We start from the raw sequence: 25,811 nt of genomic DNA, 5'->3' as shown, positions 1-25,811 counted from the left end.
TGTTACTACCTCTTAAGAATTTTGTTCATTGAGCATGGGAAGATCGAGGCCTTGCTCTTTGGCGCATTGTTTAGCGATATCATAGCCTGCATCAGCATGACGCATAACACCTGTCGCTGGGTCATTGAATAGCACACGCTCAATGCGCTTGTCGGCTTCTTCAGTACCGTCACAACAAATAACTACTCCAGAATGCTGCGAGAAGCCCATACCCACACCGCCACCGTGGTGCAATGAAACCCAGGTCGCACCGCCAGCAACATTAAGCATGGCGTTTAATAGCGGCCAATCGGATACCGCATCCGAGCCATCCATCATGCCCTCGGTTTCGCGATTAGGGCTGGCAACAGAACCTGAATCCAGGTGGTCACGTCCAATTACAACCGGTGCTTTAAGCTCACCGTTACGTACCATCTCATTGAAAGCCAGGCCAAGCTTATGGCGCAGACCAAGTCCAACCCAGCAAATACGAGCAGGTAAGCCCTGGAATTGGATGCGTTCTCGTGCCATATCAAGCCAATTATGAAGGTGCGGATCATCTGCGATGATTTCTTTAACCTTTTGATCGGTTTTGTAGATATCTTCTGGATCACCGGAAAGAGCCGCCCAACGGAATGGGCCTACGCCACGACAGAAGAGGGGGCGAATGTAGGCTGGCACAAACCCTGGGAAATCAAAAGCGTTGGTAACGCCTTCTTCAAGCGCCATTTGACGGATATTGTTACCATAGTCAACCGTTGGGATACCTTGATGGTAAAAGTCCAGCATCGCTTGAACTTGAACCGCCATCGATTTCTTCGCTTCTTTACTCACCAGTTCAGGATTAGCTTGCGCTTCTTTGCGCCACTGTTCAACGGTCCAGCCAATCGGCAAGTAGCCGTTAACGGGATCATGAGCAGAAGTCTGGTCCGTAACCAGGTCAGGCTTGATGCCACGCTTGTAAAGTTCTGGGAACACTTCGGCTGCATTACCTAGCAGGCCAATCGAAATGGCCTGACCCTTATCAAGAGCTTCGTTAAGCTGAGCAATGGCTTCATCCACACTGGTTGCTTTTTTATCGACGTAGCCGGTACGGATACGGAAGTCGATACGTGTTTCGTCACACTCAACCGCAATCATGCAATATCCAGCCATTGTCGCCGCCAGTGGTTGCGCGCCACCCATGCCACCGAGACCACCGGTCAAGATCCATTTACCTTGGGTTTCGCCATTAAAGTGCTGACGCCCAGCTTCGACAAAAGTCTCGTAGGTACCCTGCACAATGCCTTGACTACCGATATAGATCCAGGAGCCCGCAGTCATCTGGCCATACATCATCAGGCCTTTCTTATCGAGCTCATTAAAATGCTCCCAGTTGGCCCAGTGAGGAACCAAGTTGGAATTAGCGATTAACACTCGTGGTGCATCGCTATGAGTCTTAAACACACCCACTGGCTTACCAGACTGTACTAGCAGAGATTCGTCATCGTTTAAACGCTTGAGAGTGTCTACGATCTTGTCATAGCATTCCCAGTTACGGGCAGCACGACCAATACCACCATAAACCACTAAGCCTTGCGGATGTTCTGCAACGTCAGGATCAAGATTATTCATCAGCATACGAAGTGGTGCTTCGGTAAGCCATGATTTTGCATTTAGCTTAGAGCCATGTGGCGCACGAATGACGCGATCGGGATCAAAACGATTCTTGTCAGTCATATCTGTATTCCTCTTTAGCGAGTCTCTATAACTCGGTTAGTTGATGTTCGGTTTTAAAGCGCCCGGTTATGCGGAAGCGGCTGGCAGGGTGATAAAGCTGACTGTAGCTGACCAGTGTTTCATTTGACCAGGTTGCTCGGTCAATACATAACACAGGTTCATTTTCCTGCAGTTTCAAAGTTACCTGCATGAAAGGGTCAGCTTCACGCGCCTCAATCTGATGCTCAACTTCAGTCAGGGGTGCCACCTTCGACAAATAGACATTCGGAGTAATGCTTGAATAATCCTGCTTCAAATAGTCTGGAGCCGCTTTGGGGTTAACATAACGCTGTTCGATTTGTATTGGCTTGTCGTTATCCTTATGCACCATGATGGAGTGGTAAATATCGTCACCTTCATCAAGCTCAAAACGAGCCAAAAGGTGAGAAGGGCATTGTTCTTTTTGTAGCAAGATCAGTTCATTCGAATAATTTCCACCACGCTCAATAATCTCTTCGGCTATATTGCGAATTTTAAGCATAGGCGAGTAAAGCTTCTTGGGAGCTACAAATGTCCCGCGACCCTGCACTCGATATAAAATACCTTCTTCAGTAAGTTCATCCAGGGCACGACGTGCCGTCATGCGGCTGACTTTGCAGGTTTCAACCAGTTCATTCTCAGAAGGCACGCGCTTATGCTCTTTCCAGCGTTGCTGTTCGATGCCTTGTTTAATAAACTCTTTAACGGTGATGTAAAGGCGAGTATTCTGTTCTGTCATTAATGCTTCCAATACACTCTGTGGTCTGTAATTACTGGCAAATGACACCTGTTAGTATTTGCCGTTTGACTAATTAAATGAGTCTTGTATGCTAGGTTGTATATACAACCAAAAATACAAGCTAAAAGCAACTCCCGAACATCATAAATTTATATCGAGAATTAATAGAGAAATCCCCATTCGTATGAATATCAATCAGTTAGTTGAACAATTTGAAGCCCAGTCTATTGCTGGTGGCGACTTTAATCATAGAAACCATCTTCGTGTGGCCTGGCACTATATCAATCACTACCCGGTATCGAGTGCCCGAGAGCGTATCCATCAGGGATTGATTAAGCTGACCAAGGTCCTAGGTGCAGAAGAAAAATATCATCGAACCATGACCGATTTTTTTATCGACTATCTGTTGCAGGTGAAATGGTATTTAAACACTGACTCCTGGGAGCAGGTAGAAGGGCGTTGTGGGTACTTATTAAAGGATGCCAAGTCGTTAATAGGAATTTATTATTCAGAGTCGTTACTGGAGTCAGAGCAGGCTCGAAAGGAATATGTCGAGCCGGATGTATTAACTCTTGATCGGGCTACACTAAAGTTAAAACCTGAAGATTACCCTGTATTTGATCTACAGCTCCATGATTCGCCGATAATTGTTTCAATGCCACACCATGGACAGTTCATTCCGCACGACGTAATTAAACAGATGACACCCGCTGCCTATGACAGTGCCGATACTGACTGGTACCTGACCGACTTATATGAGTTTTTAGATGAGCTGAACATTACACGGATTAATGCCAATTATTCGCGCTATACGATCGATCTCAATCGGGACAAATCAGGCGAGGTGCTTTATGCGGGCGCGGACAACACTGAGCTATGTCCAACCAGTAACTTTGATCGAGAGCCGCTATATACAGAAAAGAATCTGCCAGACGATGACGAAATACGTCGCCGCATTACCCATTACTGGCAACCTTATCATGAGCAACTTAAAAGCCTTATCGCAAGTGCAAAAGAACGGTTTGGGTATTGTTTGTTATTTGAGGCGCATACCATTCAGTCACATGTGCCACGCTTTTTTGAAGGTCGATTGCCGGACTTTAATTTCGGTACCAATAACGGTGCTACAGTCAGCCAGGAAATGACCTCTTTGCTGGAAGAGTTTTATACAGGGCAGTTCAGTAAAGTGATTAATGGACGATTCAAAGGGGGGTATATTACCCGACATTATGCCGATCCGGAAAACCAGATTTATTGTTTACAGCTGGAGTTATCACAGATTACTTATCTTGATGAGCAATTACGATTATTTGATAAAGCTAAAGCTCAGCAGGTTCAAATATATATCAAGGAATTTTTCCAAAATTTAGCTGTTCTCTTGCATAAAAAATAATAATCAATGGGTTCGAATTCATTAAAAGATATACAGCAAAAATGTGGCTAAATTCATGTCTTGTTCACCTTAAATTGGTATCCTAGATGCGTGTTTAATCCAACCTAAAAGGTGACAAAATGCGTAACATTTTATTAACAGTTGTTTTAGCTTTATTTGCTATGCCTTTGTTTGCAAAAGATGTTGTTGTAAACAGTGATGACGCAATGAAATTCGACGTTAGCGAAATTAAGGTTAAGGCTGGCGAAGAAATAAAACTAACCTTAAATCATACGGGTAAATTAGCAAAAGATGTCATGGGTCATAACTTCGTGGTATTGGCGCAGGGAACCGATGTTCAAGCCTTTGCTAATGCTGCTATTCAAGCAAAAGCCAATGATTATATCCCTGAAGGTAATGACAGTGTCTTAGCTCACACCAAAGTCATTGGTGGTGGCGAAAGTGACACCATAACCTTTACTTTGAAAGAGAAGGGTACTTATGAGTTTATCTGTAGTTTCCCTGGCCACTCTTTTATGATGAAAGGCGTCATCATTGTAGAATAGGCTGTAGAGTAAGTGTTTTGACTTATTATTCTCTATAAAAAGAGCGTTCTTATGAACGCTCTTTTTTTTGCCTGCACTAAGGATAATTGGCCTTAACCTTTAAATGTTCGTGTCCAGTTGCTACCTCCTAACTGGTAGCTTAATTGGTTAGGATGATCGATATCCCATAAAACCATATCGGCTTTTTTACCTACCTCAAGTGTTCCTATTTCCTTACTCAAGCCAAGCGCTTTAGCTGCATTGACTGTCACTCCCTGTAACGACTCCAGCGGTGTCATCCTGAATAAAGTGCAAGCCATATTCAACATTAGCAATAAAGACTCTGCAGGTGAGGTTCCTGGATTACTGTCAGTGGCAATCGCCATTGGAACCTGCTTGTCGCGTAGCGCCTGGATGGGCGGTAATTTAGTTTCTCTTAGAAAGTAAAAAGCACCGGGTAAAAGCACAGCAACCGTTCCACTTTGGGCCATTTTATCAATTGATTCATGTGATAAATATTCAAGATGGTCAGCAGACAGTGCACCGAAATCTGCCGCCAACCCCGCGCCAGACTGATCGGATAATTGTTCAGCATGAAGTTTAACCGGCAGTCCAAGCTGTTTTGCGGTTTCAAAAACTTTTTGGGTCTGCTGGTAGCTGAAACCAATATTTTCACAAAATGCATCAACTGCATCCGCCAGCTCAAGTTCTGCTATGGTGGGTAGCATTTCGTTGCGCACTAAATCGATATAATCATCAGCACGATCTTTGTATTCCGGTGGAAGTGCGTGTGCACCGAGAAAGGTAGTGGAAACCCTTACTGGAAACTCTTTGCCAAGTCTTCTTGCAACTTTCAGCATTTTGATTTCAGTTTCGGTATCAAGGCCATAACCTGATTTAATTTCAATGGTAGTGAGGCCTTCTTTCAGTAATGACTTCAAGCGTTTTGATGCAGTTTCAAACAGTTGCTGCTCAGTTGCCGCTCGTGTTGCACTTACCGAAGAAAGAATGCCGCCTCCGGCTTTAGCGATGTCTTCGTAACTGGCACCATTTAATCGCATTTCAAACTCATTGGCGCGATTACCGCCATAAACGAGGTGGGTATGACAATCAATCAAACCTGGGGTGAGCCATTGGTTATGGGCGTTGATCACAGTCTCTGCGTTGCTCTCCAGTTCATTGGGGGCGGTCAGCTGTTCTTGAGTGCCGATAAACTCAATAACCCCTGATTTAACTCCTAAACAGGCATTTTCAATGATGCCATAGTCGCCATGAGTTGCCATGCTTGCGACATTCACATTATGAATAAGGTAATCAAAGGGTTTAGTTTCTGGTTGGCTCATATTATGATCCCGTTTCTTACAAAGATTAACAGACAGGTTGACCCATCAATGACTTCTAATACTGAAAAACATATTTTCGCCAAGCAGGCTCTAACAGACTCTGGCTGGGCTAATGATGTTCTGATAAAGGTCGATTGTAATGGCGTTATCCTAGAATTGAAACCAGACACGCAGCTTGAAGCTGATTTTTCTGGCACGCGTCTGCATGGAGCGATCATCCCTGGTTTGCCAAATAGCCACTCTCATGCTTTTCAGTGGGCAATGGCTGGTTTGGGTGAAAAAAGCGGTAAAGGCGGCGATAGCTTCTGGACCTGGCGTCAGGCAATGTATGGATTCGTTGATGCCATTCAGCCAGAAGATCTGCAAGCAATAGCTTCAGCCCTTTATATGCAAATGTTAAAAGCCGGATATACATCAGTCGGCGAATTCCATTACTTGCACCATGATATCAGTGGCAACTTATATGCAAATCCTGCTGAGATGTCGCAACGCATTTTCGAGTCAGCAAAAGAGTCCGGCATTAATCTTACGTTATTACCCGTGTTTTATCGTTACAGCGGTTTTGGTGATCTTGAGCCTAATTCTGGCCAAAAACGTTTTATACATGACCAAGATGCTTATGCCACTTTACTCAATAAGGTTTCACAACTTTCCAATCAGTATCAGCAATCATTTGGTATAGCTCCGCACTCGCTAAGAGCAGTTAATGGAAATGATCTGGAGTTTGCCATTAATCATTTAAATAGTCTCAATGATAAGGCCCCGATTCATATCCATATCGCTGAGCAGATGAAAGAAGTTAATGACTGTCTGGAGTTTCATGACAAGCGTCCTGTTGAGTGGTTGACAGAACAGTGTGATGTTAATGAACGTTGGTGTCTGGTGCATGCAACGCATATGACCATTGAAGAAATTAAGAGCGTCGCGGCATCAAAGGCGGTAGTAGCAATCTGCACAACGACCGAAGCTAACTTAGGTGATGGCTTCTTTCCTATGCTTGATTATAAGCAGCATCAGGGACGATGGTCGGTTGGTAGTGACAGTCACATATCGGTTGATGCAGTTGAGGAATTACGTTGGCTTGAATATCAGCAAAGATTATCACAGCAGTCACGAACGGTATTAGTTGAGAAAGAATTTAGCTCAAATGGTATATGGTTGTGGCAGCAGGCTGCACGTTCTGGGGCTCAATCTTTAGGGCAAAAGACAGGTGTTATTAGAGTTGGTTGTCAGGCTGATTTCATTGAGCTGAGTCCCGACAGTTTTGCTTTAATGGGAAAAGAAGAAGATCAGCTGATGGATGCATTTATTTTTAATCATCAGTTTAGTAATGAAGCAATTCGTTCAGTGTGGGCAAAAGGAGAGTGTCAAGTTGAAAATGGCATTCATCGGAATGAAGAAGAAATCAGAAAGGCTTACAGCAAAACGATCAATCGCCTGCGTCAGTGCATAAATTGATTAATTTTGTTTTAAGCTGGTATATATCGATAGGCTTAGGAAGATAGTGAGCGTTCAGAGATTTAAATAATTCTGTTTCCTTTACGCTTGAGTCACTGCTGATGACCAAAATACTGGTTTTCTCCATTTGGTCATTAAGCTCACTGGCAAAGTTGGTAAAAAAGAAAGGGTCAGGGTCATGGAAAAAATCTGAGTTGACCATAATGATATCGAACTTTTCGTGGCGAATTTTCTGTAGCACTACTTGTTTTGCCGATGCTTTCTCTGTATTGACGCCTAGTTTTTCGAGATAGCCCATCAGTACCATTTTATCGATAGGGTCTGAATCAAAAATCAGGGCATTAATATCGGTTTCAATTGGCGTTACACTTTCCGTCCAGACTTCAGGTTCATCTGTCGCTAATGTCGCAACAGGTATTTCAATTCTAACCTCTTTTTCAAAGTAGAAATATTCGCCCCCAAACTTACGTAATAAATGTTTGGCTGCAATTAGGTGGACATTATTGCTGTAACAGGTAATAGGTGCTTCATGAGAAAAGTGGAACAAGCTTTGAGTATTAACACCTTCAATAAAGTTTTCAGCATCCGATTCGATCGAAATTCTTAAAATAGTGTTGTCTTTAATTGCTTGCCTTTGATCAAATGAAATACTGAGCTGATGGCCTGAGCAGACTTTTATTAATTGCTCAACCAATAGTAGTAAAAAACGCTTAAAATTATCTCTATCAATTATCAGCTGACGATTAATACGGTCACCACTATAAGTATCATAAATTGTCACTTGTTCGCTTTTTGCCAAGCTAGAGAGCTCTGTTATTACCTGCTTTAATAAGTCTCTTGACCAAATTGAGCTCTTTCGATCACCGATGTGCTGAGTAATGGACTGATAGAATAGCTGGATAGTTTCATCATCATGTTCAATAGGATTTTCGAGCAGGAAACCAAGGAATTCCTGTAACTCGGTATTTGCATCACGTCTGGCCTGAGCCACTTCCGTCTTAAGCAATGTCAGTTGATGCTCTAAGTTTTTATTCTGTAAAAAAATGTCAATAATCGCTTTAATTAAAGCCTGTGCTTCCTGTGTTTTGGTGTTATAGAGAATATTTCTTGGTAATACCGAGCGGTTCAGGGACTCGGTCATTTTTTTCATAATGCGACTGGTGTAGCTCAGACGGTAGTACATATATGCCCAAAGCATTATCATCAAAATGATGATAATTGCATTCAGCATTGTTTGATAAGTTTGTATTTCCTGCGAGGTAGGGCTATACGCCAGAGGCGTCATGCTTAGGGTTACTTCGCCTAGTCGTCTTTCGAGCTTGACGCTTTGCAATATTTCTTCATTTAATAGTAAAGAATCACTTAAAGAGCTACTTGGGCTTTGATCTATTGGTTGAGTAAAATTGATGAGATCAACATCTTCCGGTATTGATAATAGATCTCGATTATCCAGTTGAGCCATGACATTTGACTGATTGTCATAGACTGTAATCATGGCAAGCCCCTGGTTATTTCTTAGAGCTTCCAATGAATTTTTAAGGTCTACTTTGTTACCAAAAGAGAGTCCATACTCGAGTTCAATCGTTAGGTTTGCAAGAATGGACTGGCTGAGGTTTTTTTGCTGGTAAAAATGTTGTTGTTGGCTTGCTTTACCAAATAAGTAATTTGCAACAAACAGTAGCGCGATGACGGCGAGAATAAATGCCAGGTTGTATTGATTAACATATTTTGCGCGCTTCACAATTCATCCTTCTCTGAGGGTGTCTGTTCTAAGTTGTTTTCTGCTGAAAGATTCAGCTTGTTTAACTCAGATTGTAACGTCTCTATAGAGACTATATCCAGACCCAGGGAGCGAGCAACTTCGGAATTGTATTTAATATCCCAATAAGCGCTGTGTCTTATGAATCTTTTGAATCCTTGAGTCAGCATTTTACTGGTGGATTCTCTCAAGTCATCTACCAACATTTCAGGAGTAGTAAAAGTGGTTGCAACTGCACCAGCATTTACAAGCCCTACCGAATAACCAATGATCACTTTTCGCTGACGATAGCTGCTTAATAAAACCCTCGGCAAAGTCTGGCTGTTATAAATAACAGGATCAGGCTGAGCTATTATAAAGTCTGAGTCTTGGGAAAGGACAGGAAATTGTCTGGCTACCTCAGAGGCCTGTTTGATTTGGAGCGTTTGCAAGGTCAGGTCTGTTGCATTTATTGCTGGTTTATACCCCTCCAGGAAATAAGGGGAGTCCATTGAATACATGACACCAACAGATTTAGACAATGGCAATAACAGTTTGCCGAGTACAATTTGTCTTTGTGGATCCGGGTCATAGAAAATGGCGCTAACTGATGAGGGTGGGGGAGTTTGACTCACCAGCTCTTTCCATTCCTGAGAAGTGATTAGAGCTGCCAGTACAGGGCCTTGATATTCTGACTTGAGGAGTTCTTCGAGTGGGGAGTAACCTAAGCTGATGATGAGCTCGGATTGCGGCTTGAGGATTTTCCAGTCATCCAAAGAAATATTAACAATTCGATAGTCGTCAGCTAGAGAAGATAATGAGAGGCTTTTGGCGATAGTGGAGTAATTGCTGGAGAAGTGTTGCGCTATGATAGTAATTTGTTTTTGAGGCTGTGAACTTTCACTTTGCTCTTGAGCTGTATAGGCAAAAGGAAATCCTCCCGCCAATAGAAATAACACTAAAAGCAGTTTGTTATATGTTTTAAAAGCCCTAAGAAAGCAGTCCATAATCCATCAATCTATTTCTAATATTCCTTGCTACGAATGCGCAGTAATATCAAATGTACGATATTCCAATAATTTATACACTCAGTTTATGCCAATTAACCAGCAATAATCTGCTGCCCCCAAGCATAACTAACACCATTTTATAGGTGTTTGGTCATTTTCTACAAGTATTTGATTTGTTTTAGAAAAATGCTTACAGCCAAAAAAACCGCGGTGCGCCGAAAGTGGCGACGGATGCGGTGCCGTTAAGATAGTGTGTTTGGAGTTTTTTATCAAGCTGGATTTGGCCTGAGCCTGTGAACCCCATAGCAGGAATATAATTGGTTGATCTGCCCTGTTCAGTGCCTGAATGACTTCATCGGTGAATACTTCCCAGCCACGCCCTTTATGCGAGTTTGCCTTGGCTGCTTCTACGGTAAGAACAGTATTCAGAAGAAGCACGCCCTGTTTGGCCCAGCTGGTTAAGTCGCCATTTACAGGTTGCGGGCAACCGATATCACTGACCAGCTCTTTATAAATGTTTCGTAGTGAAGGGGGAAGCGGTTGTTCTGGATTAACGGAAAAGCAAAGCCCGTTTGCCTGATTAGGACCGTGATAAGGATCTTGGCCTAAGATAACAACTTTTACCTGTGCAAACTCAGTCAAACTAAGTGCTGCGAAGACTTGTTCTTTGGGGGGATAAATGGTTTTTCCGGACTCTCTCTCGGATTCTATAAATGACAATAACTCTTTGAAATAATTTTGTTTTTTTACTGGCCCTAGAACTTCAGCCCAGCTGCTAATTGGCTCAGACATTCTTAAATGATTAAGTGAATACGTGGGGTAGATTATAACGAATGTCAGTTATATGGCTACAGGGTAACCTTTTTAAGTTAAGCCTATTGGTTAATCAGCCGATGACTTTGGTATAGGCGAAAGGGCACTATTAATAGTCGTTCGAATCAATGATGTTAAGCACATCATCCAGAGAGCCTGGTGCTAAGTCTAAATCATCGCCACGGGTATAATCATCTACTTCAAGTGCGCCACTCCAATCTTCTGGCGGTGCTGCCTGACTTAGCTCGAGTAATTGCCAGCTATTAATGTCAAATTCTTCGATTTCTCCGCCAAAATACTGCACTTCAATAGTGCCTTCATCATCATCTAAGGCCACTACCTCAAAAATGGTGTCCAGGTCAGAGCGTTTATACCAATGGCCACGCTGTGGCGTTAATAACTGTGCCATGTGACCTCCTTTTTTGTGTCTTTAATCTTTCATGTTCAGAGTAGCATATTGCTCAAAAAATGCACGATTCCGGCTATTGATATTGTCTATTATGCGAAGTGGATTAACAAAGATTGCTCGCTAGTAATTGTGGTCATCATTAATTACAATGTGCGCAAATAACAGACCAACTAGTATGGAATGCATGTCTTTATCGAAATTATATCAATCTCTTATTTATAGCCTTTTGATTTTGTTACCTTTGCCAGCACTTTCCGCTGAGTGGCGCGGTGTTATTGCTACTGAAGGCCGCTACTACTTTGAGGAAGGTGATTTTGGACAGGAGCAGGAGCTAGCTTCTGTAATGATTGAGCCTGAGTTTTTTCACAGCTGGGATGAGCACAATCTTAGCCTTGTCTTTAAGCCTTTTTATCGCTGGGATAGCATGGATAGTGAACGTACTCACGGGGATATTCGTGAGCTGATGTTGCAATATATCGGTGATGAGTGGGAAGTAAAGGCAGGTATCGGGAAGGTTTTCTGGGGTGTAGCTGAGTCGCAGCATTTAGTTGATATCATTAACCAGACTGACTTTGTTGAAAATATCGATGGTGAGGATAAATTGGGGCAGCCGATGGTGGCAATATCGACTGAGCGTGACTGGGGTTTGCTAAGTATTTTTGCATTGCCGGGTTTTCGTGAAAGGACTTTTGCTGGTGAAGAGGGGCGTTTGCGTTTTCCTTATGTGATTGATACCGATAACCCTATCTATGAAGATCCCGATGGGAAGTCCCGTCTAGATGGTGCTATTCGCTGGTCAAATTGGTTTGGTGACTGGGACATCGGTGTCGCGCATTTTTCAGGAACAAGTCGAGAACCACAGTTTGTTCTGGACACATCGAACCCCAATAATCCGACACTTCGCCCAGTGTATGTAGCCATAGATCAAACCAGTATAGATTTGCAGGCAACTAAGGGTGCCTGGCTTTGGAAGTTGGAAGCTATGAGTCGATCTGGATTCGAGGCTAACCGTTATTCAGCAGCGGTCGGTGGCTTTGAATATACTTTCTATGGTGTTACAGACTCTGGTGCCGATTTAGGCGTTATCATGGAGTATCAGCATGACTCTCGTGATATTTTACCTGGTGGTTTCAAGCAGGAGGATGTGTTGGTAGGTGGCTTTCGTCTGGCAATGAATGATATTCCATCAACCGAAGTCTTGCTCGGGTATTCCTATGCCGACAATCAACAATTTATCAATCTTGAAGCCAGTCGTCGTTTAGGCGATAGCTGGAAGTTAGTTATAGAAGGGCGCTGGTTTGAAGGAATTGATGAGAACCGTCCAATGGATAGTATATTTTATCCATTACGCAATGATGATTATTTGTCGATTACCTTTGAAAGATACTTTTAAGAAAGGTACTTTTATCTGTTTGATAAAGCATAAGGCGCCCAAGGGCGCCTTTTATTTTTTATCACCGGTTTCTGTAGTCAAAATATATTCAAAAATATCATCATCAAGTCCAAGTTTAAGTGCATATACCTGACGATAAGTCATGACACGCTTAATATAATCTCGGGTTTCAGTGTAAGGAATGGCTTCTATCCAAACTTCCGTTGGGTAACGGCCATACTTTTTCCATTCCTCAATCCTACTCTTTCCCGCATTGTAAGCTGCTGAAGCATACACTGGATTTTGTTCAAGCTCCTCATATCGCATTTGCAGATAGCGACTTCCCATTTGGATATTTATCGATGGATCAAGCAGGTCACTTCTATGCGAGTAAGGGATTTGAAACTTTCTTGCAAAAGCTTTTGCTGTATTCGGCATGACCTGCATCAGCCCATAAGCACCGGCTGGTGATACAGCTCTGGGGCCGTAAGCACTCTCCTGACGAGCGACGCCCATTAACCAATGCGGTGGCAGTTGAATTTGTTTGCCCATCTTGATGTAGTCTTCTTTAAAAGCAGTAGGGAAGCGAATATCTGTATCATCCCAAACTTGTGCACGGGCAATGGTCAGAATGCTTTGGTTATACCAGCCCCATTCATTGGCAATCACTGCCGCAGCCTGAAATTCTTCAGGCGTTTTTAATTGGTTTAACAAACTACGCCACTCTCGAGTGGCATCGAGATAGCGTCCTATGGCGTATAGTTCTCTGGCTCGCTCTACATTGGCAGACTTTCTAACTGACTGCATAACTTCTTCAGGAATAATTAGTGGAGCATGATTCAATAGAATAGGCTGCTTAGTGCGAATAGCAGCTTTATAACCATAGTAATCACGCTCATTCGCCAGTTCTGTTAACAATATTTTTGCTTCTTCTTTTTGTCCCAGCTCATCCAGGGCTACGGCATACCAGTAACGCCATTGCTCGCTGCTTTGCTGATCAAAAGGTAACAGTTCATAAAGCTGAGTAATGCTTTGCCAGTCCTGGGTGCGTAAAAATGTTACCAGCTTCCAATGGTTAACCAATTCATCATCCAATTGGTCTTTTAATTTATCTTTTGCCATATCCACAGCTTTAGGGTTGTTCTGGGTAGCCAGAGCAAGGAAGAGAGTGCGCTCTACGTCCGATTTGTGTGCTCCTGCCAGTGGAATTCGGCTTTGAGTTCTTTTCCAAGCGCTGTAGGCATCTTCCCGATCTCCCCAGGCAAGGCGCTTTACGGCATATACCAAGATTGGTGCTTCCTTATTAGGCTTCTTACCCGGAAAGAAGTTTGAGCGAGTTACTACTTTTGGATTACGTCGCACCTTAAGCCATAGGTCTGCAAGGTATTGTTCGTCACGTGGCAAGTAGCGTTTGAGATAGTTAAGTAGTCCGATAGGTCCTTCGTGGGCAGTCTGGTAAAACCTTTGGTAGGCAATTTCCTGTTGTAACTGGTTGTTATCAATCCACTTTTCAAAAACCTTGTCACACTCCTTGGGTTGAGATTTAGAGACATTCCAAAGATTGGCTATTTGTTCAGAAAGCTCTTTTATGGGCTTTCCCTTTTCAAGTTGATGATTCAAGATTTGGCAATCATAGCTGGCTACTGCGCCAAATGGATAATACTGCTCCAAAAGGGCATAGTTCTTACTTTTAGCAAGCTCACGAATAAAGTCCCAACGGAGACGGCCACTCAGTGGAGATGATTCATATTTGTTAATAAAATCATCAACTTGCTGCTGACTATTTTTGTTCAGGTTATCCTGAATTTCCTGGTATTCAAGATAAGGAAGCAGTGAATAGTGAGCGAGACCCTTCTTGAGCTTCTGGTATTCCTGCTGTTTACCTTGTCTTAATGCCTTTTCAGCATCAAGAAACGCTTGCTGATCTGCAGTATAGGCTGGTTTGGCCTGCGCTGTACTAAAAAGCGTTATAATGGTAACGAGCTGGACTAATAATAGTGTTCGCATTGTCATTATCTTCCTTGATTGACTGATGGCAAATTGTTATGAGATGTATGGCGACTCTTATACAATACGTTGGTTTGATTTTTTTTCACTGTTTTAATTGCTGTTTTGAACATTTTTTCCAGTTGGGTGGGCAGTAAGTTAACGCTTGAATTTATACCAATAAGCATAGCTTGATTAAAGTTAAATTCACGTGAAATGTATTTCTAAACTTTAGTATTGCTGGATACTTAAAAGTTCCATTCGTTAAATCGAGAGTTTGGCAATTTTTACTTGTTTTCGTGGTCCAAGGTATTGATAATGTGGCGCGTAATTTGCAAAGCTAACTCATCTTGACCGATAAGTTAGCAACACTCATTAAAATATTGAAGAGGTAATTACATGGGTACAGGTACCAAGTATAAAGCCCGTCCGATGGATGAAGATGGCTTTATTCACTACACAGACGAAGAGCATCAGGTTTGGCACGAGCTAATTACGCGCCAGGAAAAACTGATCAAAGGTCGTGCCTGTCCTGAGTATTTTGAGGGTCTTGACAAGATTAACCTGCCAAAAGACCGCATCCCTCAACTGGAAGAAGTGTCCAGTGTCCTGCGAAAAGAAACCGGCTGGGAAGTAGCCTGGGTTCCGGCGCTGATTAATTTTGATAAGTTCTTTGCGCTGTTAGCAGATAAGAAGTTCCCGTGCGCGACGTTTATTCGTACGCGAGAAGAAATGGATTATTTGCAGGAACCTGATGTTTTTCATGAGATTTTTGGCCACTGCGCCATGCTGACAAATCCATATTTTGCTGAATTTACAAGTGCTTACGGTAAATTGGGTTACGCTGCATCCAAGGAAGACCGAGTATTCCTTGCTCGACTCTATTGGTTTACCGTGGAGTTTGGCTTAATCAATACTTCAGAAGGTCAGCGTATTTATGGTGGCGGTATCCTTTCATCAATAGGCGAAACGCCTCATAGTTTGGAAAACCCTGATGTTATTCGAAAACCATTTGATCCGATTGATATCCTAAGAACACCTTATCGAATTGATATCATGCAGCCTCAGTATTTTGTAATTGATGACTTTAAGCAATTATTTGATTTGGCGAAGTCTGATGTTATGTCGATGGTTGAGGAAGCCAAACGACTTGGTTTGCATAAACCTCTCTATCCACCAAAAGAAGAGAAAATGGCCAGTTAAGATATAACCGTGCCTTCTAATTCAAGCAGCCCGCGATATTGTTAATATTGGCGGGCTGTTGCATAATGTGGGGATCGTAAATAGCCACTTAAAAATCAAGCTGTTACAGGGCAAATGGCATATATGTTATTGATATTCAGTAAACAAATCACACCAACGTTTATCGTTGCCGACCAGATTCGCGCTCAGTGGAGCTAGCGTCATTCCAATTGTGGCGTATGTTTCATGCGCATTGCCGCGAGTTTCGCCTACGTTTCTGGCGATGCGGGCTAACCCTTTAAATAGACGGGCATCATCACAAGATAATGGGTCCGTCTGAATACTTTCGACAGAGGCTGCGACAACCGATTGGGAGCCTCTTAAAAAATTCGAGGAGTCAAATATGACTGATACTACATTTAATCCACTAGGCACTGATGGTTTTGAGTTTGTTGAGTACACTGCACCTACAGAAGAGGGTGTCAAAAAACTTAAAGAATTATTCGAGTTACTAGGTTTCACAGAAATCGCCAAGCATAAGAGCAAAAACGTTACCTTGTTCCGCCAAGGTGATATTAACTTTATCGTTAATGAAGAACAGAGCGGTTACTTCCATGAATTCAGTAAGCAACATGGACCATGTGCCTGTGCAATGGCATGGCGTGTTGCTGATGCTCAGAAGGCCTTTGATTATGCCGTAGAGAAGGGCGCAAAGCCTTTTGATCAAGAAGAGCAAATGTCTCATCCTGCAGTTTACGGTATTGGCGGCTCGGTTCTTTACTTCATTGATAAATGGGGCAACAAGCCTGAAAGCTTCTATGACGATGATTTCGAGTATTACGAAGGTGTAGAGAAATTCCCTAAAGGTAGAGGTCTTCATACCCTTGATCACCTGACTCACAATGTTAAGCGTGGCGGCATGGATGTTTGGGCAACTTTCTACGAGAACATCGCTAACTTCCGTGAAATTCGTTACTTTGACATCAAGGGTAAGCAAACCGGTCTATTCTCTAAAGCCATGACTGGTCCATGTAACAAGCTTCGTATTCCAATTAATGAATCTTCAGATGAAAAGTCGCAAATTGAAGAGTTCTTGAAAGAGTACAATGGTGAGGGTATCCAGCACATTGCTCTATCAACAGATGACATCTACAAAACCATTGAAGATCTGCGTGCCGGTGGTATGAAGTTTATGGATACTCCTGATACATACTACGACATGATTCCAAAGCGTATTCCTAAACACCATGAAGATGTTGAAGAATTGCGTAAGAACCGTATTTTGATTGATGGTTCTTTGGAGCATGAAGAAGGTATCTTATTACAGATTTTCACCAATACTGTGATTGGTCCAATTTTCTTCGAAATTATTCAGCGTAAAGGTAACCAGGGCTTTGGTGAAGGTAACTTTAAAGCGCTATTTGAATCAATCGAACTAGATCAGATCCAACGCGGAGTAATTTAAGATGCGTAAATGGATTGCGTTTCCTCACAAGGAAGGAACCATTTCACGTCAGGCCCATGCTGATTTGCCAGAAGAGGCGATTTATGAGCGTGAGGCCGGCCGAAGTGGTTTCTTCGGTCCAACCGCACACTTCCATCACAAACGCGCACCAACATCGTGGGAAAAGTGGGAAGGCCCATTACGCCCACGCGCCTTTGATTTGAATGATCTTGATAAGGCCAGTGCATCACCATGGAGTGCCAAAGAGCTGTTGCATAATGCAAGCTGTAAATTCCGTATCTGGGAATGTACAGAAGCAATGCCTGCGCTTGCACGTAATGGCGATGGTGATGAGTTGCTGTTTATCCATAAGGGTAAGGGTGATTTATTCTGCGATTATGGCCATATGGAGATTCGGGACGGAGACTATGTGGTAATTCCTCGCGGAACCATGTGGCGTCTTGAGCCTCAAGAGCCGATGACCATGTTGTTGATAGAAGCAACCAATGACAGTTATCAGCTGCCTGAAAAAGGTCTTGTCGGTCCTCAGGCTATTTTTGACCCTGCGATGCTTGATGTCCCAAGTGTTAATGAGAAGTTTTTAGAACAGCAGGATGACACGCCATGGTCGGTTGAAATCAAGCGCCGTGATCAATTGTCAAAAGTTCACTTCAATTATTCGCCGCTTGATGCGATTGGCTGGCATGGTGACTTATCGGTTGTCAGAATTAACTGGCGTGATATTCGTCCATTAATGTCGCATCGTTATCATTTACCACCGTCGGCTCATACGACATTCGTGGCCAGTCGTTTTGTGATCTGTACTTTCGTTCCGCGCCCAATCGAGTCTGACCCTGGAGCGCTTAAAGTGCCTTTCTATCACAACAATGATGACTTTGATGAAGTGATCTTCTATCACGCGGGTGACTTCTTCAGTCGCGACAATATTGATGCGGGCATGGTGACCTTCCACCCGTCTGGTTTCACTCACGGTCCTCATCCGAAAGCCTTCGAAGCAGGGCGTAAGTACGCCAAGAAGGAAACAGATGAAGTGGCAGTAATGATTGATACGCGTGATGCTTTAGAGGTTTCAGATGCAATGAGCAGTGTTGAAAATGTCGAGTACTGCAATAGCTGGAAAGCCAGCAAATAACTGTATCGAAATCATTAAACATATTTGAAAAGAATTTAGGAAGTAATAATGAAATTAGCAACTTTAAAAGATGGCTCTCGTGACGGACAACTGGTAGTTGTCAGCCGTGATCTAACTCGTGCTGTTAAGCCTGGCTTTGTTAAGACAATGCAGGCAGCTTTGGATGACTGGGATAACTTTAAACCAAAGCTTGATTTGCTGTATGCAGACCTTAACGAAGGTAAGGCTACAGATGCGTTTGAGTTTGACCAGACTAAATGTGAGTCACCATTACCACGTGCTTATCAATGGGCTGACGGTAGTGCATATGTTAATCACGTTGAGCTTGTACGTAAGGCCCGTGGTGCTGAAATGCCGGAGTCATTCTGGACTGATCCATTGATGTATCAGGGCGGAAGTGATGCATTTCTTGGGCCGCGCGATAATATCAAGATGGCTAGTGAAGAGTTTGGCATTGACATGGAAGCGGAAGTTGCTGTTGTTACAGGTGACGTTCCGATGGGTGCAACTACTGAACAGGCTGAAAAAGCAATTCGTTTACTAATGACAGTGAATGATGTGTCTCTGCGCAACTTGATCCCCGGTGAACTTGCTAAAGGTTTTGGTTTCTTCCAATCAAAGCCATCTTCTGCATTTTCTCCTGTAGCGGTAACGCCTGATGAGTTAGGCGATAAATGGGATGGCAAAAAAGTATACCTGCCACTCGTTACTCACCTAAACGACAAGCTATTGGGTAAGCCTGAGTGCGGTGTGGATATGGTGTTTGACTTCCCAACCCTGGTTGCACATGCAGCAAAAACTCGTCCACTTAGTGCTGGTACTATTGTTGGCTCAGGTACTATTTCCAATAAAGACCAATCTACTGGTTCGTCTTGTTTGGCGGAAGTACGTATGCTTGAAATCATTGCTGATGGTAAACCTTCGACACCATTTATGCAGTTTGGCGATCGTGTAACTATCGAAATGTTCGATGAGAACGGTGATAGTATCTTTGGCCAAATCAACCAGGTTGTTGAAAAATATCAGACCCAAGGCTAATTGAAGGAGAGGGTTTATGCTGAAATTGTATAGCTATTGGCGCTCAACCGCAGCTTATCGAGTTCGGATTGCGCTAAATCTTAAACGACTGTCATACCAGATGATCCCTGTTCACCTGGTTAAAGATGGTGGTCAGCAGCATAAACCCGAATATCTTGAGCAAAATCCGCAGGGGCTAGTTCCCTTGTTGGACGACAATGGAAAGCTATTAAGTCAATCAATGGCAATCTGTGAATATTTAGATGAGGCCTATGAAGGACCTAAATTACTTCCTACTGAACCTTTTGCAAAAGCCAAAGTCAGAAGCCTGTGTCAGGTTATTGCCTGTGATATTCATCCAATTGATAACCTTAGGGTTCTCAAGTACTTAAAAGCTGAGTTAAAAGTCAGTGATGATGCTAAGGATAAATGGTATGCGCACTGGATCCACGAAGGTTTCAGAGCCATTGAAAAGCAGCTACAAAGCTATAAAAAGCAGGGTCCTTTTGCTTTTGGTGAGCAAGTAACATTAGCCGATGTATTCATCGTAGCGCAAATGTACAATGCTCGTCGTTTTAACCTGGATTTGACAGCATATCCACGCTTAGTTGATATTGAGCAACATTGTTTAACCCTGGATGCTTTTAAAGATGCCAAGCCTGAGTCACAACCTGATGCCGAATAGTCAGTTTACTCATAAATAAATTCTTCAATATAAAGAGAAGTAGAATGAAACAACAGCAATTTAAGAAAACAGTACTTGCGTCATTGTTAGCCCTAACCAGTGGAGTGGCGTTATCAGCTCCTTATGAGATTGTAGATTTAGGTGGCTTGGATGGCAGCTATAGTGTTGCTTATAAAATTAATGACCAAGGTATTGCTGTTGGTACAGCTAATGGTCCACTAATTGATGATAATGGTGATAGAGAGTTTTATTCACATGCTACAAAATACCAGGGTGGAGGTAATGAAGACTTAGGTGTTTTACCAGACGGCGACTCAAGTGAGGCTCTAGGGATTAATTCGGCTGGGGTTGCAGTTGGTTTCGCCAATGTTTTAACAGAAATTGAACAAGAAGATGGTACTAAGCTAATCGCTGAAAGTAACTTTGCTGTAATATTTGATGGCTCTGTTAATAAGTTAGCTGAAAAAGAAAATTTATCAGGCGCGCGCGCTTATGATATTAACGATAGTAATATTATTATAGGGCATGGTCGTTTTGATGTTGATCCGGAAGATGAAAACAACGCAGTAGATAGGGGGTTTATCTACGATAACAATGATCAGTCTTATTTTATGGTATCCCCACTTGCTGATGAACCAACAAGGGCAGCTTACTTAACGGCTATCAATGATACCGGTAAAGCCATTGGTTTTTCTGATGCAAATATTCCAGATACTGAACAATATACGATTCAATCTTTTGTAGTGGATATTACTGACAATTATGCAATCACTGAAATACCGACAAAGGATGACAGAGCCACATTTGCCTACGACATCAATATCCATGATGAGGTAGTTGGTAGCATATACATTTCAGGTAGTCGTAATAATCAAGAGGCTTTTTATTATGATGCGAAAAGTGGCTCTGAGGAGTTAACATTTCTTGGCTTCCTGCGCGATGACTTCACAGACTCGAGAGCTAGAGCGATTAACGATAATGGACAAATTGTAGGTCGAGCTCTAGTTTCAGTTCCCACTCTTGAAGAGCATGCAGCTTTTATTTATGAAAATAATGAAATGAAAAACCTGAATGAATTGATTGCCTGTAATTCTGGATGGAAATTAACGGAAGCTACAGATATCAACAACGCAGGCCAGATAGTTGGTTTTGGTGTAAAGGACGGTGAAATTAGAGCTTTCCGACTCGATCCAACTGGAGGAGCCGTTGAAACGTGTGAGCCTGAAGAAGAATCAAAATCTGGTGGTGGCAGTATGCCATTCGTGTTGTTGGTATTACTTGGTTTACTAGCGTTCAGAAGATACAAATAAATTATCATGTACAAAAAAAGCGGCTGATTAGCCGCTTTTTTTGTGCCCCAATAATTACATATTGGGGTAATTAGGACCGCCAGTTCCTTCTGGTGTAACCCAGTTTATGTTTTGGCTTGGGTCTTTAATATCACAGGTTTTACAATGCACGCAGTTTTGTGCGTTGATAACAAACTTCGGATTGTTGCCATCATCATCACGAACAACTTCATAGACACCAGCAGGGCAGTAGCGTTGAGCTGGTTCATCATACTTTTCTAAGTTAACTTCAATCGGAATAGAAGGGTCTTTGAGTTGCAGGTGAACGGGCTGATCTTCTTCGTGATTGGTGTTGGATACAAAGACTGAAGAAAGCTTATCGAATGACAACTTGCCATCTGGCTTCGGATAATTAATTTTCTTGCACTCAGAAGCCTCTTTCATCTGAGCATAGTCAGGTTCCGGATCGCGTAAAGTCCAAGGCAGTTTACCGTTGAAGATATTCAGGTCGATAAAGGCATAAGCGGAACCTATCAAATTGCCCCATTTGTGCTGTGCAGGACCAAAATTACGTTGAGTATGAAGCTCTTTCCAAGCCCATGAGTTCTTATAGTTTTCGGCATACTCTACAAGATCATCATTTGCGCGTTCGCTGTTAATGGCGGCAATGACAGTTTCGGCAGCAATCATACCGGATTTCATGGCGGTGTGAGAGCCTTTGATTTTGGCAAAGTTCAAGGTTCCAGCATCATCACCTATCAACAAACCACCCGGGAAAGACATCTTGGGTTGGGATTGAAGTCCGCCTTTGGTAATCGCACGAGCACCGTAGGAAATTCTTTCGCCGCCCTCAAGGTACTGTTTGATAACTGCCTGATGCTTGTAGCGCTGGAATTCATCAAACGGACTGACATGTGGATTAGAGTAGGACAGGTCAGTAATGAGGCCGACAACAACCTGTTGGTCTTCAATATGGTAAAGGAAGCCACCGCCAGCAGAACCTGACTCGCTTAATGGCCAGCCTGCGGTATGCACTACTAAACCTTGCTTGTGCTGCTCAGCGGGTACTTTCCAAAGTTCTTTGATACCAATCCCATAGTGTTGAGGATCTTTATCCTTATCTAGTTCATACTTGGCAATCAACTCTTTGCCTAAATGGCCACGACAACCTTCCGCGAACAGTGTGTACTTGGCATGTAGCTCCATACCAGGCATATAGCTGTCTTTCTTTTCGCCATCTCGCCCAATACCCATATCACCTGTCGCGATACCTTTAACAGAGCCGTCTTCGTTATAGAGAACCTCTGAAGCAGCAAAACCCGGGAAAATTTCAACACCCAGGGCTTCTGCCTGATCAGCGAGCCAGCGACAGACATTACCCAGGCTTACAATGTAGTTACCATCGTTGTGCATGGTTTTAGGGGCAAAGAAGTTTGGAATCTTGATGGATTTTTCTTGCCCTCTAAAAAGATAAATATTGTCATCTGAAACTTTGGTTAACAGGGGAGCGTTCTTTTCCTGCCAGTCAGGAATGAGTTCGTTAAGAGCTGTTGGTTCGAAGACAGCTCCAGAAAGGATGTGTGCACCGACTTCGGAGCCTTTCTCAACCACACAAACCATTAAGTCCTGGTCATTCTGGGCTGCCAGCTGGCGAAGACGAATCGCGGCTGATAGACCCGCAGGGCCAGCACCAACGATTACGACATCAAACTCCATAAATTCACGTTCCACTTAATTCTCCCCTTATCTGTTTTTTTACTCAAAAACGGTTAAAATCTGTTCAAATTTGGCTCAAATTGACCGTTTACTATTGACCTTAAGGCCTTAAAACGTCACCATTGCGGCCTATTTTACTAAAGATAGGCGCTCCAGTCGTCTATATCTGGCGAAATTATACATAGATAGGGTTTTCATGAAAATTCTCGTTGCAATAAAACGTGTTATTGATGCGAATGTTAAGGTTCGTGTTAAGGCGGACAACACTGGCGTTGAAACTGCCAATGTAAAAATGTCCATGAATCCATTCTGTGAGATTGCTGTCGAAGAAGCAGTACGCCTGAAAGAAAAGGGTGTAGCTAGCGAAGTGATTGCAGTTTCAATTGGCAACCAACAGTGCCAGGAAAGCTTGCGTACAGCTTTAGCTCTAGGTGCCGACCGAGCCATTTTGGTTAAGTCCGAAGATGAGCTTGAGCCATTAGCTGTTGCTAAAGTCCTAAAGACGGTTGTTGAAAAAGAACAACCAGAAATGGTGCTTCTTGGTAAACAGTCTATTGATGGTGATAACAACCAGACTGGCCAAATGCTTGGAGCATTACTTGGCTGGGGGCAGGGTACCTTTGCTTCAAAAGTTGAAGTTGCTGATGGTAAAGCTCAGGTAACTCGTGAAATTGATGGCGGCCTGCAAACCTTGTCGGTCAAAATGCCAGCGATTATCACCACTGACCTTCGTTTAAACGAGCCACGTTTCGCGTCACTTCCGAATATCATGAAAGCAAAGCGTAAGCCGCTTGATGAGCTTGCAATTGCTGACCTGGGCGTTGATGTTGCACCACGCACAGAAACTCTCAAGGTTGAAAACCCACCGGCGCGTAAAGAAGGCATCAAAGTTGAAACCGTTGCTGAGCTGGTTGATAAACTAAAAAATGAAGCGAAGGTGATCTAATGGCCACTTTAATCATTGCAGAACACAACAATAGCCAATTGCAGGCTGCAACCTTTAATACAATTGCTGCGGCAAAAGAACTATCTGGCGAGACAGTAGTTTTAGTCGCTGGTCATAATTGCCAGGCAGTAGCCGAAGAAGCTGCTAAAGCAGAAGGTGTTGATAAAGTTCTTCTTGCAGAAGCAGAGCACTATGCACATTTATTGGCTGAAGACCTGGATAAATTAGTCGTTGAGCAGGCTGAAAACTTTACTCATGTTCTTGCCCCTGCAACAACCTTTGGTAAGAACATCGCACCACGAATTGCAGCACTACTTGATGTTCAACAAATCTCTGACATTATCGCTATAGACAGCGACGATACATTTAAGCGTCCTGTGTATGCGGGTAATGCTATTGCTACAGTTAAAAGTAACGACGGCAAAAAAGTCATTACTGTTCGTGCTACAGCATTTGACGCTTTGTCACATGAAGGTAGTTCGGCTTCTGTTGAGTCGATTGGTACAACTGAGCATGGCGCTTTAGTTGATTATGTCGGTGAAGAGTTGACTGAGTCTGAGCGTCCTGAATTGACTTCAGCGAAAGTGATCGTTTCCGGTGGTCGTGGTATGGGCAGTGGCGAAAACTTCGCCATGCTCGAGCAATTGGCTGATAAGCTGGGTGCAGCGGTTGGTGCATCACGTGCTGCGGTTGATGCTGGCTTTGTCCCTAATGACTACCAGGTTGGCCAAACCGGTAAAATCGTAGCTCCAGAATTGTATATCGCTGTGGGTATATCTGGCGCGATTCAACACTTGGCTGGTATGAAAGATTCTAAAGTCATTGTTGCCATCAACAAAGATGAAGAAGCGCCAATCTTCCAGGTCGCAGACTATGGATTGGTTGCAGACTTATTTAAGGTGGTCCCAGAATTGATCGAATCACTTTAGTCTTAAGCTTCTTAAGCATAAAAAAACCGCCGATTGGCGGTTTTTTTATTTCTAACTTTTTTAAGCTGCTGCGTTAGTTGATTCAAAGATCTTGTCAGCGCTTGCTGCAACGAAGCCTTGGTATAATTCACCATTCTCCATTACAAATCTTTCGGCAAACTCATAAAAGCATGAGCGGATAGGGTAGGTACCGTCTTCAAATTTCCAGTCAACGATGTTTGCCATTGTTGAACTTTGCTTGAGGCAGACTTCTTCATTACCTTTAATTTCACCACCGCTGGTATTCAGTTCAAAGTCATTCTGCTTCAGGAACTCATTTACATCTTCAAGTGTACCAAGATTTGCAAGGTGGTTTACAGAGACGGTGAAGTGGTTTGCGCGTAAGCCGAAAGCTGCAAGCCATGCAGCATATTCACTTTCTTCCAATAGCTTTTCATAAGCTGTACGAGAAATTTTTCCCCAAGGACGGCTTGGCAATTGCAGTCCATTTTTGCTGATATTCCAGTTAGCTTCTGCGATTAAGCCACGACAGAACATTTGTAGTTCAGGTGAAAACTCTTCAAGTAAAAGCTCACTGATGAAAATCTTTGGAGCATCCTTGTCACTTTCGTGCGCGAAGTGCTTTGCATATAGCTTCTTTTCTTCGAAATGATATTCACCGGCTTCCTGGTAGCCGAATTGCTTGAGATGCTCGCCAATATGCTTAAGACTAATCAAGCCGTCATTGAAGGTTCTCAGTGCAATGTGATCGTTAGTGATAACATCTTCACCTAACGCTTTGAATTTATTGTGAATTGCCAATGCATCTGGAGTGATTGCAATGTAATCTTCCCATAGCGCATTAAACATAGTATTCATATCAATAATTACCTTTGTGCTTTGTGTGAATCTGGTAAGAGGACAGACCAATTGTATAATAATTGGCCTGTCGTTCTCTAGTGAATTCTGA

The 25,811-nt window shown here is 43.0% G+C and carries 22 protein-coding genes; 12 read left to right on the top strand and 10 right to left on the bottom strand.

From position 1 onward, the window contains the following. Positions 1 to 12: 12 nt before the first annotated feature. The gene (hutU, locus tag CW740_RS07215; RefSeq protein ID WP_106646884.1) at positions 13 to 1,698 is read right to left on the bottom strand and encodes a urocanate hydratase; all 1,686 of its coding nucleotides are present in this window, start codon (positions 1,696 to 1,698) and stop codon (positions 13 to 15) included. Positions 1,699 to 1,723: 25 nt separating this feature from the next. Beyond that, positions 1,724 to 2,455, bottom strand: coding sequence for a histidine utilization repressor (gene hutC, locus CW740_RS07210; protein WP_106646883.1), 732 nt, complete (start codon positions 2,453 to 2,455; stop codon positions 1,724 to 1,726). A gap of 88 nt (positions 2,456 to 2,543) precedes the next feature. On the opposite strand from hutC, the gene CW740_RS07205 reads away from it, so the two are divergent. Together CW740_RS07205 and azu are read left to right on the top strand one after the other, a co-directional pair. Then, on the top strand, positions 2,544 to 3,848 hold the full coding sequence (locus CW740_RS07205) for an N-formylglutamate amidohydrolase (protein ID WP_227523806.1): 1,305 nt from the start codon (positions 2,544 to 2,546) through the stop codon (positions 3,846 to 3,848). 119 nt (positions 3,849 to 3,967) lie between these two features. After that, the gene (gene azu, locus CW740_RS07200) at positions 3,968 to 4,393 is read left to right on the top strand and encodes an azurin (RefSeq protein ID WP_106646881.1); all 426 of its coding nucleotides are present in this window, start codon (positions 3,968 to 3,970) and stop codon (positions 4,391 to 4,393) included. Between the two features lie 92 nt (positions 4,394 to 4,485). Here the strand turns inward: azu and hutI are convergent, their stop codons facing one another. Then, positions 4,486 to 5,715: an imidazolonepropionase gene (hutI, locus tag CW740_RS07195; protein ID WP_106646880.1), complete on the bottom strand. Its 1,230-nt coding sequence runs from the start codon at positions 5,713 to 5,715 to the stop codon at positions 4,486 to 4,488. A 48-nt stretch (positions 5,716 to 5,763) separates the two neighbouring features. Here hutI and CW740_RS07190 point away from each other — a divergent pair, with 48 nt between their 5' ends. Continuing rightward, complete coding sequence (locus CW740_RS07190) at positions 5,764 to 7,173, top strand: formimidoylglutamate deiminase (protein ID WP_227523805.1); 1,410 nt, start codon at positions 5,764 to 5,766, stop codon at positions 7,171 to 7,173. Here the strand turns inward: CW740_RS07190 and CW740_RS07185 are convergent. The 4 genes from CW740_RS07185 to CW740_RS07170 all read right to left on the bottom strand — a co-directional run bounded on the left by CW740_RS07185 (position 7,145) and on the right by CW740_RS07170 (position 11,143). Next, positions 7,145 to 8,914, bottom strand: coding sequence for a response regulator (locus tag CW740_RS07185; RefSeq protein ID WP_106646878.1), 1,770 nt, complete (start codon positions 8,912 to 8,914; stop codon positions 7,145 to 7,147). The two genes, CW740_RS07190 and CW740_RS07185, sit on opposite strands and share 29 nt — an antisense overlap. Beyond that, a complete protein-coding gene (locus CW740_RS07180; protein ID WP_227523804.1) occupies positions 8,911 to 9,870 on the bottom strand; it encodes an ABC transporter substrate-binding protein in 960 nt (319 codons plus the stop codon). The genes CW740_RS07185 and CW740_RS07180 overlap by 4 nt, the downstream gene beginning before the upstream one ends. Before the next feature lie 177 nt (positions 9,871 to 10,047). Continuing rightward, the gene (gene ung / locus CW740_RS07175; RefSeq protein WP_106646876.1) at positions 10,048 to 10,713 is read right to left on the bottom strand and encodes a uracil-DNA glycosylase; all 666 of its coding nucleotides are present in this window, start codon (positions 10,711 to 10,713) and stop codon (positions 10,048 to 10,050) included. Positions 10,714 to 10,843: 130 nt separating this feature from the next. Beyond that, a complete protein-coding gene (locus tag CW740_RS07170; RefSeq protein WP_018624697.1) occupies positions 10,844 to 11,143 on the bottom strand; it encodes a DUF6763 family protein in 300 nt (99 codons plus the stop codon). Positions 11,144 to 11,327: 184 nt separating this feature from the next. Between CW740_RS07170 and CW740_RS07165 the strand changes: the two genes are divergently transcribed. After that, on the top strand, positions 11,328 to 12,536 hold the full coding sequence (locus tag CW740_RS07165) for a hypothetical protein (RefSeq protein WP_227523803.1): 1,209 nt from the start codon (positions 11,328 to 11,330) through the stop codon (positions 12,534 to 12,536). A gap of 51 nt (positions 12,537 to 12,587) precedes the next feature. Here the strand turns inward: CW740_RS07165 and CW740_RS07160 are convergent, their stop codons facing one another. Beyond that, a complete protein-coding gene (locus CW740_RS07160) occupies positions 12,588 to 14,528 on the bottom strand; it encodes a transglycosylase SLT domain-containing protein (RefSeq protein WP_227523802.1) in 1,941 nt (646 codons plus the stop codon). 372 nt (positions 14,529 to 14,900) lie between these two features. Between CW740_RS07160 and phhA the strand changes: the two genes are divergently transcribed. The 6 genes from phhA to CW740_RS07130 all read left to right on the top strand — a co-directional run bounded on the left by phhA (position 14,901) and on the right by CW740_RS07130 (position 21,292). Further along, the gene (phhA, locus tag CW740_RS07155; protein ID WP_106646873.1) at positions 14,901 to 15,704 is read left to right on the top strand and encodes a phenylalanine 4-monooxygenase; all 804 of its coding nucleotides are present in this window, start codon (positions 14,901 to 14,903) and stop codon (positions 15,702 to 15,704) included. 382 nt (positions 15,705 to 16,086) lie between these two features. Beyond that, a complete protein-coding gene (gene hppD / locus CW740_RS07150; protein ID WP_106646872.1) occupies positions 16,087 to 17,148 on the top strand; it encodes a 4-hydroxyphenylpyruvate dioxygenase in 1,062 nt (353 codons plus the stop codon). A 1-nt stretch (position 17,149) separates the two neighbouring features. After that, complete coding sequence (locus tag CW740_RS07145; protein WP_106646871.1) at positions 17,150 to 18,280, top strand: homogentisate 1,2-dioxygenase; 1,131 nt, start codon at positions 17,150 to 17,152, stop codon at positions 18,278 to 18,280. 48 nt (positions 18,281 to 18,328) lie between these two features. Next, positions 18,329 to 19,318 carry a fumarylacetoacetate hydrolase family protein gene (locus CW740_RS07140; RefSeq protein WP_106646870.1) on the top strand — a complete coding sequence of 330 codons (990 nt, stop codon included), beginning with the start codon at positions 18,329 to 18,331 and terminating at the stop codon, positions 19,316 to 19,318. Between the two features lie 16 nt (positions 19,319 to 19,334). Continuing rightward, entirely contained in the window at positions 19,335 to 19,982 is a 648-nt protein-coding gene (gene maiA / locus CW740_RS07135) for a maleylacetoacetate isomerase (protein WP_106646869.1), read from the top strand. Between the two features lie 44 nt (positions 19,983 to 20,026). Beyond that, complete coding sequence (locus CW740_RS07130; RefSeq protein WP_106646868.1) at positions 20,027 to 21,292, top strand: DUF3466 family protein; 1,266 nt, start codon at positions 20,027 to 20,029, stop codon at positions 21,290 to 21,292. A gap of 54 nt (positions 21,293 to 21,346) precedes the next feature. On the opposite strand, the gene CW740_RS07125 is transcribed toward CW740_RS07130, so the two are convergent. Next, complete coding sequence (locus CW740_RS07125) at positions 21,347 to 23,002, bottom strand: electron transfer flavoprotein-ubiquinone oxidoreductase (RefSeq protein WP_106646867.1); 1,656 nt, start codon at positions 23,000 to 23,002, stop codon at positions 21,347 to 21,349. 181 nt (positions 23,003 to 23,183) lie between these two features. Between CW740_RS07125 and CW740_RS07120 the strand changes: the two genes are divergently transcribed. Next, positions 23,184 to 23,933 carry an electron transfer flavoprotein subunit beta/FixA family protein gene (locus tag CW740_RS07120; protein WP_106646866.1) on the top strand — a complete coding sequence of 250 codons (750 nt, stop codon included), beginning with the start codon at positions 23,184 to 23,186 and terminating at the stop codon, positions 23,931 to 23,933. Next, complete coding sequence (locus CW740_RS07115) at positions 23,933 to 24,862, top strand: electron transfer flavoprotein subunit alpha/FixB family protein (RefSeq protein ID WP_106646865.1); 930 nt, start codon at positions 23,933 to 23,935, stop codon at positions 24,860 to 24,862. Before CW740_RS07120 ends, CW740_RS07115 begins: the two co-directional genes overlap by 1 nt. A 60-nt stretch (positions 24,863 to 24,922) precedes the next feature. On the opposite strand, the gene CW740_RS07110 is transcribed toward CW740_RS07115, so the two are convergent. After that, complete coding sequence (locus CW740_RS07110) at positions 24,923 to 25,720, bottom strand: DUF1338 domain-containing protein (protein ID WP_106646864.1); 798 nt, start codon at positions 25,718 to 25,720, stop codon at positions 24,923 to 24,925. Between the last annotated feature and the right edge of the window lie 91 nt (positions 25,721 to 25,811).

Source organism: Kangiella profundi (assembly GCF_002838765.1).
Lineage (GTDB): Bacteria > Pseudomonadota > Gammaproteobacteria > Enterobacterales > Kangiellaceae > Kangiella > Kangiella profundi.
The sequence above is the reverse complement of the archived record's forward strand: the minus strand, read 5'-3'. Positions and strand labels throughout refer to the sequence as shown.

Excerpts from the sequence above, each read along its gene's own strand:
- CW740_RS07115 (WP_106646865.1), top strand. The coding sequence starts at position 23,933 with ATGGCCACTTTAATCATTGCAGAACACAACAATAGCCAATTGCAGGCT.
- hutI (WP_106646880.1), bottom strand. The coding sequence starts at position 5,715 with ATGAGCCAACCAGAAACTAAACCCTTTGATTACCTTATTCATAATGTG.
- hppD (WP_106646872.1), top strand. The coding sequence starts at position 16,087 with ATGACTGATACTACATTTAATCCACTAGGCACTGATGGTTTTGAGTTT.
- maiA (WP_106646869.1), top strand. The coding sequence starts at position 19,335 with ATGCTGAAATTGTATAGCTATTGGCGCTCAACCGCAGCTTATCGAGTT.
- CW740_RS07130 (WP_106646868.1), top strand. The coding sequence starts at position 20,027 with ATGAAACAACAGCAATTTAAGAAAACAGTACTTGCGTCATTGTTAGCC.
- CW740_RS07205 (WP_227523806.1), top strand. The coding sequence starts at position 2,544 with ATGCTAGGTTGTATATACAACCAAAAATACAAGCTAAAAGCAACTCCC.
- CW740_RS07145 (WP_106646871.1), top strand. The coding sequence starts at position 17,150 with ATGCGTAAATGGATTGCGTTTCCTCACAAGGAAGGAACCATTTCACGT.
- ung (WP_106646876.1), bottom strand. The coding sequence starts at position 10,713 with ATGTCTGAGCCAATTAGCAGCTGGGCTGAAGTTCTAGGGCCAGTAAAA.
- azu (WP_106646881.1), top strand. The coding sequence starts at position 3,968 with ATGCGTAACATTTTATTAACAGTTGTTTTAGCTTTATTTGCTATGCCT.
- CW740_RS07160 (WP_227523802.1), bottom strand. The coding sequence starts at position 14,528 with ATGACAATGCGAACACTATTATTAGTCCAGCTCGTTACCATTATAACG.
- hutU (WP_106646884.1), bottom strand. The coding sequence starts at position 1,698 with ATGACTGACAAGAATCGTTTTGATCCCGATCGCGTCATTCGTGCGCCA.
- CW740_RS07120 (WP_106646866.1), top strand. The coding sequence starts at position 23,184 with ATGAAAATTCTCGTTGCAATAAAACGTGTTATTGATGCGAATGTTAAG.
- CW740_RS07170 (WP_018624697.1), bottom strand. The coding sequence starts at position 11,143 with ATGGCACAGTTATTAACGCCACAGCGTGGCCATTGGTATAAACGCTCT.
- CW740_RS07190 (WP_227523805.1), top strand. The coding sequence starts at position 5,764 with ATGACTTCTAATACTGAAAAACATATTTTCGCCAAGCAGGCTCTAACA.
- CW740_RS07110 (WP_106646864.1), bottom strand. The coding sequence starts at position 25,720 with ATGAATACTATGTTTAATGCGCTATGGGAAGATTACATTGCAATCACT.
- CW740_RS07165 (WP_227523803.1), top strand. The coding sequence starts at position 11,328 with ATGTCTTTATCGAAATTATATCAATCTCTTATTTATAGCCTTTTGATT.
- phhA (WP_106646873.1), top strand. The coding sequence starts at position 14,901 with ATGGGTACAGGTACCAAGTATAAAGCCCGTCCGATGGATGAAGATGGC.
- hutC (WP_106646883.1), bottom strand. The coding sequence starts at position 2,455 with ATGACAGAACAGAATACTCGCCTTTACATCACCGTTAAAGAGTTTATT.
- CW740_RS07140 (WP_106646870.1), top strand. The coding sequence starts at position 18,329 with ATGAAATTAGCAACTTTAAAAGATGGCTCTCGTGACGGACAACTGGTA.